This window comes from Nitratireductor soli (assembly GCF_001050155.1).
Lineage (GTDB): Bacteria > Pseudomonadota > Alphaproteobacteria > Rhizobiales > Rhizobiaceae > Nitratireductor > Nitratireductor soli.
This window is the reverse complement of the sequence record NZ_LFVY01000001.1, coordinates 297283-309927: the sequence shown is the minus strand read 5'-3', so window position 1 is coordinate 309927 and position 12645 is coordinate 297283. Positions and strand designations below refer to the sequence as shown.

Genomic DNA, 12645 nt, shown 5'->3' with positions numbered 1-12645 from the left:
AGGGTCTTGCGCCTATATGGCCGATGGCGGGCGAAATTACCAGATGAACGGCTGCTCAAGCGGGATGAGGGCGGGAATGAGAGAAGGAGGCGGGCGGGTTTGCGCCCGCATCCGTTTCACCGATGAACACCGAGCCGTGTCAGGCGATCACAACAATGCCCAAAACAGCGAGCAGGAACAGCACCAGCACGATGGCGATCAGCAGCTTCACACCGGTCATGGCCGCACCGGCGATACTGTTCATGCCGAGAAGGCCGGCGACCGCCGCGACGATCAGGAGAATCAGAATCCATTTCAGCATGTGTCATACCCTCCGTTGCGGCTCCTGTGCCGTGTCAGGCTTCAACGCCGGGGATGGCGCCTGGTTCCCGCGCTTCCGATTCACTGTTGCCGATAGGAAACACTTGAAGCTTGTCGCATATGAAACCGGTTCTTAACCACGCTCAGGCTGTTATAGTTGCAAAACATCGCCACGATTGGGCGTTTCGAATGGAACTCTTAGGCAAGTCAGTGCATTGGTCGCTGCAACGGAGAGACGGCATGCCGCATAACAAAACCGCATTCATGGCAGCTTCGCTGTTGGCACTTGCTTTGGCTGGCTGCACCAGCGAACGCTTTGCCCCCATGAGCAGCAACCGAGCGCCCGAACCCCTGGCGGCCGCGCCGTCGGGAACGGTAACATCGAACCAGCTCCCGCCGCCCTCCAGCCCGACCAACCCGTCGGATTTCCCTGCGCCGCCGCAGCAGGACACGCAGGTCGCAGCGCTTGACCCGAATGCCGCCGCCAATGCGCCCGAGGTTTCGACCGGCGCCGTCGCCGGCGTGTGGAGTGTCAATGTCGCCGGCCAGTCCTGCCGCGTGGCAACGCCGCAGACCAAGTTCGGCGCCGGCTACCGTGCCGGACCGCTGCGCTGCCCAGCACCGATGGACGGGGTCAAATCGTGGAATGTCGAGGGCAAGCAGCTCGCCTTCTACGATGCCAATGGCGGTGTCCTGGCCCGGCTCTATTCGTCCGGCGCCGAACGCTTCGACGGCCAGACCACCAGCGGCCAGCCGATTTCGCTGAGCCGCTAGAGCATTTTGCAGTCGGGTGGAATCACCTGACGTCCGCATAAATGCGGAAAAACAAAGAGCTAGACCGGTTCAGCGCTTCCATGAAACGCTGAACCGGTCCAACCGCCCGATCCGAACCCGCTGGCCAGAGAGCCGAGCCGAAAGCCCATCATGACGCTGCGCGACGGCCTCGTTATTCATCCTTCCGTCACGCAGCGCTACGATCACCTGGTTGAAACCGGGGCGCTTTCGCGCGACCCGATGCAGGTGAAAGTGGCCGCGACCCTCGACAATCTGATCGGCGAGATCTGCGACAAGCGCCTGGCGCGCAAGTCGAGCGCGCTCGGCTGGCTGTTCGCCAAGCGCGGCAAGGTCCGCGAGCCGATCCGCGGGCTTTACGTCTATGGCGGGGTCGGCCGCGGCAAGACCATGCTGATGGACTTGTTCTTCGAACTGGTGCCTGTCGAACACAAGCGCCGCGCCCATTTCAACGACTTCATGGCCGACGTGCATGACCGGATCGGCCGCCATCGCGCCGCCCTGAAAGCGGGTGAAACCCGCGAGACGGACCCGATTCCGCCGGTCGCCGCCGCCCTGGCGAAGAATGCCTGGGTTCTGTGCTTCGACGAGTTCACCGTTACCGACATCGCCGATGCGATGATCCTGTCGCGGTTGTTCTCGGCCCTGTTCGAGCGCGGCGTGGTGCTGGTCGCCACCTCCAACGTCGCGCCCGACGATTTGTATCGCGACGGCCTCAACCGTGGCCTTTTCCTGCCATTCATCGGCATATTGAAGCAGCATGCGCGCGTCCTGAAACTCGATGCCGATACCGACTACCGGCTGCGGAAGCTCAATCGCATTCCCGTTTACATGACCCCCGACGACGAAGCCGCCGACCGGCAGATGGACGAAGCCTGGGAGGCACTTGTCGACGGCAGGCAGGCAGAACCCCGCACGCTGACGGTGAAGGGGCGCAAGCTCGCCGTGCTACGGGCGGTGGGCACCGCCGCCCGGTTCTCCTTCGCCGAACTGTGCGAGAAACCGCTCGGCGCGCGCGACTATCTGGCGATTGCCGGCGCCTTCGACACGCTGTTCATCGACCACGTGCCGGTGATGGACCTGCCGCGCCGCAACGAGGCGAAGCGCTTCATTCTGCTGATCGACACCCTGTATGACAGCCGCGCCCGCCTGTTCGTCTCGGCGGCGGCCGCACCCGAGGCGCTCTATGCCGCGACAACCGGCACCGAGGCTTTCGAATTCGAGCGCACGGCCTCGCGCCTGATCGAGATGCAGACCCGCGACTGGCTTTCGCAGACGGCCGAGCGCGCGAGCGCCGCCGACGAAGCCGTTGTTTCCGCCGCGGCCCAAGCCAGGTGAGATCGGGGGCAATGGCCAGCGCACGGCGGGCCAAATGCTCACGGATGCGGAAACGCGCGCGACGGGAAGGGATTTATTTTACCTTTACGTAAATCCCGTATGGTCTAAACGATTGAAATTCCTCGATGTGCAAGAATCGGTTGAATTATTCCCCCAGTATGCTTATTCCAAGAAGGCTGATTGACCGAGCCAGATCGGAAAACGCAATGATCCCGCGGGATCGAATGCGTCGGTACGCGGCTCGAATTGCATTGGTGTGACACAACACAGGCAACACGCAAAGCGCGCAAATTCTCTTCACAAACCTCACCTATCCTTTCGACTCAAGGGGGAATTCTGACCACATGGCACGCGATAAGATCGCTCTCATCGGTTCCGGCATGATCGGTGGAACGCTCGCTCATCTGGCGGGCTTGAAGGAACTGGGCGATGTCGTCCTGTTCGACATCGCCGAGGGCATTCCGCAGGGCAAGGGGCTCGACATTGCCGAATCCTCCCCGGTCGAGGGCTTCAACGCCAGGATGACCGGCGCCAACGACTATGCGGCAATCGAAGGCGCTGACGTTTGCATCGTCACCGCCGGCATCGCCCGCAAGCCGGGCATGAGCCGCGACGACCTCCTGGGCATCAATCTCAAGGTCATGGAACAGGTCGGCGCCGGCATCAAGAAATACGCCCCGAACGCCTTCGTCATCTGCATCACCAACCCGCTCGACGCGATGGTCTGGGCCCTGCAGAAATTCTCCGGCCTGCCGAAGAGCCATGTGGTCGGCATGGCCGGCGTGCTGGACTCGGCCCGCTTCCGCTATTTCCTCTCCGAGGAATTCAAGGTTTCCGTCGAGGACGTGACGGCCTTCGTGCTGGGCGGGCACGGCGATTCGATGGTGCCGCTGACGCGCTACTCCACCGTCGCCGGCATGCCGATCCCCGATCTGATCAAGATGGGCTGGACCACCAAGGAAAAGGTCGACGAGATCGTCCAGCGCACCCGCGACGGCGGCGCTGAGATCGTCGGCCTGCTCAAGACCGGCTCCGCCTACTACGCCCCGGCCTCCTCGGCGATCGCCATGGCCGAGAGCTATTTGAAGGACAAGAAGCGCGTCCTGCCCTGCGCGGCGCATCTGTCGGGCCAGTACGGCGTCAAGAACATGTATGTCGGCGTGCCGACGGTGATCGGCGCCGGCGGCGTCGAGCGCATCATCGAGATCGACCTCAACAAGACCGAGCAGAAGATGTTCGACAAGTCCGTCGAAGCGGTTGCCGGCCTGTGCGAGGCCTGCGCCAACATCGCGCCCAATTTGAAGAAGTAGGACCAGCGGCCCCATGAACATTCACGAATACCAGGCCAAGCAACTCCTGAAGAGCTTTGGCGCACCGGTGGCCGATGGCGTGCCGGTGTTCGACAAGGGCGAGGCGGAGGCAGCCGCCAGGAAACTGCCCGGACCGCTCTACGTGGTGAAAAGCCAGATTCACGCCGGCGGACGCGGCAAGGGCAAGTTCAAGGAACTCGGCCCGGACGCCAAGGGCGGCGTGCGGCTGGCCAAGAGCGTCGAGGAAGTCGTCGCCAACACCAACGACATGCTCGGCAACACGCTGGTCACCAAGCAGACCGGCCCGGCCGGCAAGCAGGTCAACCGCCTCTACATCGAGGACGGCGCCGACATCGATCGCGAGCTTTATCTGTCGATCCTCATCGACCGCACCGTCGGCCAGCCGGCCTTCGTCGTCTCGACGGAAGGCGGCATGGACATCGAGGCCGTCGCCGAGGAAACGCCGGAGAAGATCCTGACGCTGGCCATCGACCCCGAAAAGGGCGTCACGGCTGACGACGTGAAGACGATCAACGAGGCGCTGAAGCTTTCGGGCGATGCCGCCAGGGACGGCGAGACGCTGTTCCCGATCCTCTACAAGGCCTTCACCGAGAAGGACATGAGCCTGCTCGAGGTGAACCCGCTGATCGTCATGGAAAACGGCCGCCTGCGCGTGCTCGACGCCAAGGTTTCGTTCGACGGCAACGCGCTGTTCCGCCATCCCGACGTCGTCGAGCTGCGCGACACCAGCGAGGAGGACGCCAAGGAGATCGAGGCGTCGAAACACGACCTCGCCTATGTGGCGCTCGACGGCAACATCGGCTGCATGGTCAACGGCGCCGGCCTGGCCATGGCGACCATGGACATCATCAAGCTCTATGGGGCTGAGCCCGCCAACTTCCTCGACGTCGGCGGCGGCGCATCCAAGGAGAAGGTGACGGCCGCCTTCAAGATCATCACCGCCGATCCGGCCGTGAAGGGCATTCTGGTCAACATCTTCGGCGGCATCATGCGCTGCGACGTCATCGCCGAAGGCGTGGTCGCCGCGGTCAAGGAAGTCGGCCTGAAGGTTCCGCTGGTCGTCCGCCTGGAAGGCACCAATGTCGATCTCGGCAAGAAGATCATCAACGAAAGCGGTCTCAACGTGATCGCCGCCGATGATCTCGACGACGCCGCCAAGAAGATCGTTGCAGCCGTAAAGGGAAACTGAGCCAAGATGTCCATTCTCGTCAACAAAGACACCAAGGTTCTGGTTCAGGGCCTGACCGGCAAGACCGGCACCTTCCACACCGAGCAGGCGCTGGCCTATTACGGCACCAAGATGGTCGGCGGCATTCACCCGAAGAAGGGTGGAGAGACCTGGGGTTCGGTCGAAAGCGGCGCGCAGCTTCCTATCTTCGCAACGGTCGCCGAGGGCAAGGAACGCACCGGCGCCGACGCCTCCGTCATCTACGTGCCGCCGGCAGGCGCGGGTGCAGCCATCATCGAGGCGATCGAGGCGGAAATCCCGCTCATCGTCTGCATCACCGAAGGCATCCCGGTGATGGACATGGTTCATGTCAAGGCCCGCCTCGACAAGTCCAAGTCGCGCCTGATCGGCCCGAACTGCCCCGGCGTGCTGACGCCGAACGAGTGCAAGATCGGCATCATGCCGGGCAACATCTTCAAGAAGGGCTCCGTCGGCGTCGTCTCGCGCTCCGGCACGCTGACCTATGAGGCTGTGTTCCAGACCACCAATGCCGGCCTCGGCCAGACCACGGCCGTCGGCATCGGCGGCGATCCGGTCAAGGGCACCGAGTTCATCGACATGCTGGAGATGTTCCTCGCCGACGACGAGACCAAGTCGATCATCATGATCGGCGAGATCGGCGGCTCGGCCGAGGAAGAGGCCGCGCAGTTCATCAAGGATGAGGCCAGGAAGGGCCGCAAGAAGCCGATGGCCGGCTTCATCGCCGGCCGCACCGCCCCTCCCGGACGCACCATGGGCCATGCCGGCGCGGTGATTTCCGGCGGCAAGGGCGGCGCGGAAGACAAGATCGCTGCGATGGAATCGGCCGGCATCAAGGTCTCGCCGTCGCCGGCGCGGCTCGGCACGACGCTGGTCGAGGCGATCAAGGGTTGAGTGAATAGGGAGTAGCGAATAGCGAATAGGGAAGAACGAATGCAGCGGCGCAGGAGAGGGAATTCCCTACTCGCTACTCGCCATTCGCTACTCCCTATTCGCTCAATCGCCCGAAACAGGAGACCGGACGAAACCCGGTTGAGACAATGGCACGGCAAGATCAGGCCAACGACGAAATGTCCCTCACCTCCTTCCTGTATGGTGGCAACGCCGCCTACATCGAGGAGCTCTACGCCAGCTACCAGGACAATCCTTCCTCGGTGAACGAGGACTGGCGCGCCTTCTTCGGCGCGCTGAAGGACGATGCGGCGGATGTGAAGAAGAACGCCGCCGGCGCTTCCTGGAAGAAGAAGGGCTGGCCCGAGACGGCCAATGGCGAACTGGTCTCGGCGCTCGACGGCGACTGGGGCACGCTGGAAAAGCATTTCGACGGCAAGATCAAGGACAAGGCACCGGCCGGCAGCGCCGCGCTCTCGGCCGAGGAAATCCAGCGCGCCACGCGTGATTCGGTGCGCGCCATCATGATGATCCGCGCCTACCGCATGCGCGGCCATCTGCATGCCAATCTCGACCCGCTCGGCATCGCCAAGCCGCTCGAGGATTACAACGAACTGTCGCCGGAAGCCTATGGCTTCACCGAAGCCGACTACGACCGGCCGATCTTCATCGACCATGTTCTGGGTCTCGAAACCGCGACCATTCGCGAGATGCTCGATATCCTCAAGCGCACCTATTGCTCGACGCTCGGCGTCGAGTTCATGCACATCTCCAATCCCGAGGAGAAGGCGTGGATCCAGGAGCGCATCGAGGGACCGGACAAGGGCGTCGAGTTCACCAACAACGGCAAGAAGGCGATCCTGCAGAAGCTGATCGAGGCGGAAGGCTTCGAGCAGTTCATCGACGTCAAGTACAAGGGCACGAAGCGCTTCGGCCTCGATGGCGGCGAAGCGCTCATCCCGGCGCTGGAGCAGATCATCAAGCGCGGCGGCCAGATGGGCCTGAAGGAAGTCGTCTTCGGCATGGCCCATCGCGGCCGGCTGAACGTGCTCTCCCAGGTGCTGCAGAAGCCGCACCGCGCCATCTTCCACGAGTTCAAGGGCGGCTCCTTCGCCCCCGACGACGTGGAAGGCTCGGGCGACGTCAAGTATCATCTCGGCGCCTCGTCGGACCGCGAGTTCGACAACAACAAGGTGCATTTGTCGCTGACGGCCAACCCCTCGCACCTGGAGATCGTCAACCCGGTCGTCATGGGCAAGGCGCGCGCCAAGCAGGACCAGATTTTCGGCCGCAAGCGCGAGGAGGTGGTGCCGATCGAGGAGCGCGCCCGCGTCATGCCGTTGCTGCTGCACGGCGACGCCGCCTTCGCCGGCCAGGGCGTGGTGGCCGAGTGTCTCGGCCTGTCCGGCCTGCGCGGCCACCGCGTTGCCGGCACCGTGCATTTCATCATCAACAACCAGATCGGCTTCACCACCAATCCGCGTTTCTCGCGCTCCTCGCCCTATCCGTCGGACGTGGCGAAGATGATCGAGGCGCCGATCTTCCACGTCAACGGCGACGATCCGGAAGCCGTGGTCTATGCCGCCAAGGTGGCGACCGAGTTCCGCATGACCTTCCACAAGCCGGTGGTCATCGACATGTTCTGCTACCGCCGCTACGGGCACAATGAAGGCGACGAGCCGGCATTCACCCAGCCGATCATGTACCGCAAGATCCGCAAGCACGCGACGACGGGCGAAATCTACGCCAAGAAGATGCTTGCCGAAGGCGTCGTCAGCGAAGCCGACATCGAGAAGATGCGCGCCGACTGGCGTGCCAATCTGGAGACCGAGTTCGAGGCCGGCCAGGCCTACAAGCCGAACAAGGCCGACTGGCTGGACGGCGCCTGGTCCGGACTGAAAAAGGCCGACGACGAGGACGAGCAGCGCCGCGGCAAGACCGCCGTGCCGATCAAGACGCTGAAGGAAATCGGCAAGAAATTGTCGGAGGTTCCGGATGATTTCGAGGCGCACCGCACGGTGCAGCGCTTCCTTGCCAACCGCAAGAAGATGGTCGATTCGGGTGCCGGCCTCGACTGGGCGACGGCCGAGGCGCTGGCCTTCGGCTCGATCCTTCTCGACGGCAATCCGGTGCGCCTGTCGGGCCAGGATTCCGAGCGCGGCACCTTTTCGCAGCGGCACTCGGTGCTGTACGACCAGAACGATGAGAACCGCTACATCTCGCTCAACAATCTGGGACCCCAGCAGGCTTACTACGAGGTCATCAACTCGATGCTCTCGGAAGAGGCCGTACTCGGCTTCGAATACGGTTTCTCGCTGGCAGAGCCGCGCGCGCTGACCCTCTGGGAAGCCCAGTTCGGCGATTTCGCCAACGGTGCCCAGGTGGTGTTCGACCAGTTCATCTCGTCGGGCGAGCGCAAATGGCTGCGCATGTCGGGTCTCGTCTGCCTTCTGCCGCATGGCTATGAAGGCCAGGGGCCGGAACACTCTTCCGCCCGGCTGGAGCGCTGGCTGCAGATGTGCGCCGAGGACAACATGCAGGTGGCCAATTGCACGACGCCGGCCAACTATTTCCACATCCTGCGCCGGCAATTGAAGCGCGATTTCCGCAAGCCGCTGATCCTGATGACGCCGAAGTCGCTGCTGCGCCACAAGCGCTGCATCTCGTCGCTCAGCGAACTGGCCGGCGAAAGCACCTTCCACCGCCTGCTGTGGGACGATGCCGAGCATCTGGAAGGCCAGGAGATCAAGCTCGTCAAGGATTCGAAGATCCGCCGCGTCGTCATGTGTTCCGGCAAGGTGTATTACGACCTCTACGAAGAGCGCGAGAAACGTGGCGTCGACGATGTCTACCTGCTGCGCGTCGAACAGCTCTACCCGTTCCCGGCCAAGGCGCTGATCACCGAGCTCTCGCGTTTCAAGAACGCCGAGATGGTGTGGTGCCAGGAGGAACCCAAGAACATGGGTGCCTGGTCGTTCATCGACCCCTATCTGGAATGGGTGCTGCAGCACATCGATGCCAAGAACACGCGTGTCCGTTACACGGGACGCCCGGCCGCGGCATCCCCGGCAACAGGCCTGATGTCGAAGCACCTGACGCAGCTCGAGGCCTTCCTCGAAGACGCGCTCGGCGAATAGGAAGCGACGGAGACAGGACATGGCGACTGAAATTCGCGTTCCCACATTGGGTGAATCCGTTGCCGAGGCGACCATCGCGCGCTGGATGAAGAAGGTCGGCGACGCAATCGCCGCCGACGAGCCCATCGTCGAACTGGAAACCGACAAGGTCTCCATCGAGGTCCCCGCGCCCGCATCCGGCACGCTGGATGAGATCGCGGTGAAGGAAGGCGAGACCGTCGAAGTCGGCGCGCTGCTCGGCATGATCGCCGATGGCGGCAAGAGTGCCGGCAAAGCGAAACCAGAGACAAAACAGTCCGCAACGGAAGCGTCCGGCGGCAATCAGGATCAGGAGGCAAAAATGGCCGGCGGCGGAAAAATCGTCGAGGTGAACGTTCCATCGGCGGGGGAATCCGTCACCGAAGCCCAGGTCGGCGAGATTTACAAGAAGGTCGGCGACGCGGTGAAGACCGATGAAGCGATCCTCGAGCTCGAAACCGACAAGGCGGCCCAGGAAGTGATGTCGCCGGTCGACGGCGTCATCAAGGAACTGGTCGTGGCCTCCGGCGACGAAGTACAGGTCGGCGCACTGCTTCTGCGCATCGAGGAAGGCGCCTCCGCCGGCGCCACGCCCAAGGAAGAAAAGCCCGCTGCCGAGAAGCCCGCGGCTGCGGAAAAGCCCGCGCCGGCAGCACCTGCCGAAAGCAGCCGCCCGCCGGCGCCTGCGGCGCAGAAGCTGATGACCGAGCAGGGCGTCAAGGCTTCCAGCGTGTCGGGTTCCGGCAAGGAAGGCCAGATACTGAAGGGCGACGTGCTGGCCGCGATGGAACGCGGTGCGCCGAGCACGCCGGCCGAGACGCCGGCCGAGACGCCGAAAGTGGCCCGTGCCACTTCGCCCTCCGAGGACGAGGCGCGCGAGGAACGCGTGAAGATGACGCGCCTGCGCCAGACCATCGCCCGGCGCCTGAAGGACGCCCAGGCCAACGCCGCCATGCTGACCACCTTCAACGAGGTGGACATGACGGCGGTCATGGAGTTGCGCAAGAAATACAAGGACCTGTTCGAGAAGAAGCACGGCGTCAAGCTCGGCTTCATGGGCTTCTTCACCAAGGCGGTGACGCACGCGCTGAAGGAGATCCCGGCGGTCAACGCCGAGATCGACGGCACCGACATCATCTACAAGAACTTCAGCCATATCGGCGTCGCCGTCGGCACGGACCGCGGCCTCGTCGTGCCGGTGGTGCGCGACGCCGACCGGATGTCGATCGCCGAAGTGGAGAAGGAGATCGGCCGACTGGGCCTCGCCGCGCGCGACGGCAAACTGTCGATGGCCGACATGCAGGGCGGCACCTTCACCATCTCCAACGGCGGCGTCTACGGCTCGCTGATGTCGACACCGATCCTCAATGCCCCGCAGTCGGGCATTCTGGGCATGCACAAGATCCAGGAACGGCCGATGGTCGTTGGCGGGCAGATCGTCATCCGCCCGATGATGTATCTGGCGCTGTCCTACGATCACCGCATCGTCGACGGCAAGGAAGCCGTCACCTTCCTGGTGCGCGTCAAGGACGTGCTGGAGGATCCCGAACGGCTGGTTCTGGATCTTTAGGAGCTGGTGGCAATGCGGCGCTGGACGGTCCTTCCATGCCTCCTTGCCGCAAGCTGCCTCGCGGGGCAGGCGCATGCCGCCTGCCCTCAGGAACTGGCGGTCTACAGTGAGGTGGACGGCCGGACGGAGATCGATTTCCGGCCTGAGAACGAGGCCGCCATCGTCGCCAACAGTTTCCGCCTGATCCTGCCGGACGGCCCGGTTCTGGAAGGCCACGTCATCTGGAACGACGGCATGGCAAGACCGACCGGCGCGCTGATGCTCGATTGTCCCGAGGGTGACCTGACCGGCGACGAGATCGCCGCCTGCACCCATTGGCAAGGCGTGGTCTATGCCCTCGACGTGGGAGGAACGGTCGGCCTGATCCCGCCGCGCGGCGAGGAAGCGGCGACACGGCTTCTCCTGACGGACCTCAGCCGCACACTGGACGCAAGCCCGCTCAATGACGGCAAGGCCGCCCTGCCCCGCTGGGACGTCTATGCGCTGAGCGGATGCCAGGAATGAACACCGGGGAACGGCCGGGCACGGCGGACGAAATCGCTCGCGCCGCGCTGTGGCTTTTGTCCAACGAAGCGTCCTATACGACGGGCGCAATTCTCGATATCAGCGGCGGCCGTTGACCACCGCCAAGGAAACGCAGGAAAGGCACGAAATGTCCTATGATCTCGTCGTGATCGGAACCGGCCCCGGCGGCTATGTCTGCGCCATCAAGGCCGCCCAGCTCGGCCTCAAGACGGCCGTCGTCGAAAAGCTGTCGACCCATGGCGGCACATGCGTCAATGTCGGCTGCATCCCCTCCAAGGCCCTGCTGCACGCCTCCGAGGCGTTCGTCGCGGCAAGCCACGCCCTGCCCGACCTCGGCGTCGAGGTGGGCAAGCCGAAGCTCAATCTGAAGAAGATGCTGGAACACAAGGTCAAGACGGTCGAGCAGAACACCAAGGGCCTCGACTTCCTGATGAAGAAGAACAAGATCGACGTGTTGCGCGGCGTGGGCAGCATCGCCGGTAAGGGCAAGGTCACGGTCAAGGCCGATGACGGCAAGGAACAGACGGTCGAGACGAAGAACATCGTCATCGCCACGGGCTCCGATGTCGCCGGCATACCCGGCGTCGAGGTGAAATTCGACGAGAAGGTCATCGTCTCGTCGACCGGCGCGCTGGACTTTGCCAAGGTGCCCGACAGCCTCGTCGTCGTCGGCGGCGGCGTCATCGGCCTGGAACTCGGCTCTGTCTGGGCGCGCCTCGGTGCAAAGGTGACCGTGGTCGAATATCTCGACACCATTCTCGGCGGCATGGACGGCGAAGTGGCCAAGCAGTTCCAGCGCATGCTGGCCAAGCAGGGCTTCGACTTCAAGTTGGGCGCCAAGGTGACGGGTGTCGCCAAGTCCGGCAAGGGCGCCAGGGTGACCTTCGAGCCGGCCAAGGGCGGCGAGGCGGAAACCATCGAGGCCGATGCGGTGCTGATCGCCACTGGCCGCAAGCCCTACACGGAAGGCCTCGGCCTGAAGGAAGCCGGCGTCGAGCTGGACGAGCGCGGCCGGATCAAGACCGACGGCCATTTGCGCACCAATGTCGAGGGCATCTACGCCATCGGCGACGTCATCGCCGGCCCGATGCTGGCCCACAAGGCCGAGGACGAAGGCGTCGCGGTGGCCGAAATCCTCGCCGGCCAGGCCGGCCATGTGAACTATGACGTCATTCCGGGCGTCGTCTATACGAGCCCGGAGGTGGCCTCGGTCGGCAAGACCGAGGAAGAACTGAAGAAGGCTGGCGTGGATTACACAGCCGGCAAATTCCCCTTCACCGCCAATGGCCGTGCCCGCGCCATGCTGCAGACCGACGGCTTCGTCAAGATTCTCGCCGACAAGAAGACCGACCGTGTTCTCGGCGTCCACATCGTCGGCTTCGGTGCCGGCGAGATGATCCACGAAGCGGCGGTGCTGATGGAATTCGGCGGCTCGTCCGAGGATCTGGCGCGCACCTGCCACGCGCATCCGACCATGTCGGAAGCGGTCAAGGAGGCGGCGCTCGCCACCTTCGCCAAGCCGATCCACATGTAATC

Annotated in this window: 10 protein-coding genes and 1 pseudogene; 10 read left to right on the top strand and 1 reads right to left on the bottom strand. The window is 63.6% G+C overall.

Translation table 11 applies throughout. The features are described 5' to 3' along the window. Nucleotides 1–139: 139 nt before the first annotated feature. The gene (locus AB843_RS24715; protein ID WP_008596823.1) at nucleotides 140–301 is read right to left on the bottom strand and encodes a DUF1328 family protein; all 162 of its coding nucleotides are present in this window, start codon (nucleotides 299–301) and stop codon (nucleotides 140–142) included. Between the two features lie 239 nt (nucleotides 302–540). Between AB843_RS24715 and AB843_RS01450 the strand changes: the two genes are divergently transcribed. From AB843_RS01450 to lpdA, 10 genes and pseudogenes are all read left to right on the top strand, one after another. Then, complete coding sequence (locus AB843_RS01450) at nucleotides 541–1074, top strand: protease inhibitor Inh/omp19 family protein (RefSeq protein ID WP_048644984.1); 534 nt, start codon at nucleotides 541–543, stop codon at nucleotides 1072–1074. Between the two features lie 150 nt (nucleotides 1075–1224). After that, entirely contained in the window at nucleotides 1225–2430 is a 1206-nt protein-coding gene (zapE, locus tag AB843_RS01445; protein WP_048644983.1) for a cell division protein ZapE, read from the top strand. A 344-nt stretch (nucleotides 2431–2774) separates the two neighbouring features. Beyond that, nucleotides 2775–3740, top strand: coding sequence for a malate dehydrogenase (gene mdh, locus AB843_RS01440; RefSeq protein WP_048644982.1), 966 nt, complete (start codon nucleotides 2775–2777; stop codon nucleotides 3738–3740). Nucleotides 3741–3753: 13 nt separating this feature from the next. Further along, nucleotides 3754–4950, top strand: a complete 1197-nt coding sequence (gene sucC / locus AB843_RS01435) for an ADP-forming succinate--CoA ligase subunit beta (protein WP_048644981.1) — start codon at nucleotides 3754–3756, stop codon at nucleotides 4948–4950. A 6-nt stretch (nucleotides 4951–4956) separates the two neighbouring features. After that, on the top strand, nucleotides 4957–5862 hold the full coding sequence (sucD, locus tag AB843_RS01430; protein WP_048644980.1) for a succinate--CoA ligase subunit alpha: 906 nt from the start codon (nucleotides 4957–4959) through the stop codon (nucleotides 5860–5862). A 146-nt stretch (nucleotides 5863–6008) separates the two neighbouring features. After that, nucleotides 6009–8996, top strand: a complete 2988-nt coding sequence (locus AB843_RS01425) for a 2-oxoglutarate dehydrogenase E1 component (RefSeq protein WP_048644979.1) — start codon at nucleotides 6009–6011, stop codon at nucleotides 8994–8996. A 19-nt stretch (nucleotides 8997–9015) separates the two neighbouring features. Next, complete coding sequence (odhB, locus tag AB843_RS01420; protein ID WP_048644978.1) at nucleotides 9016–10584, top strand: 2-oxoglutarate dehydrogenase complex dihydrolipoyllysine-residue succinyltransferase; 1569 nt, start codon at nucleotides 9016–9018, stop codon at nucleotides 10582–10584. Between the two features lie 12 nt (nucleotides 10585–10596). Then, nucleotides 10597–11088 carry a hypothetical protein gene (locus AB843_RS01415; RefSeq protein ID WP_048644977.1) on the top strand — a complete coding sequence of 164 codons (492 nt, stop codon included), beginning with the start codon at nucleotides 10597–10599 and terminating at the stop codon, nucleotides 11086–11088. An 11-nt stretch (nucleotides 11089–11099) separates the two neighbouring features. Further along, nucleotides 11100–11204: pseudogene (locus AB843_RS24710) on the top strand (SDR family oxidoreductase); the annotation flags it as partial. Between the two features lie 32 nt (nucleotides 11205–11236). Beyond that, nucleotides 11237–12643, top strand: a complete 1407-nt coding sequence (gene lpdA, locus AB843_RS01410; RefSeq protein ID WP_048645196.1) for a dihydrolipoyl dehydrogenase — start codon at nucleotides 11237–11239, stop codon at nucleotides 12641–12643. Nucleotides 12644–12645 lie beyond the last annotated feature (2 nt).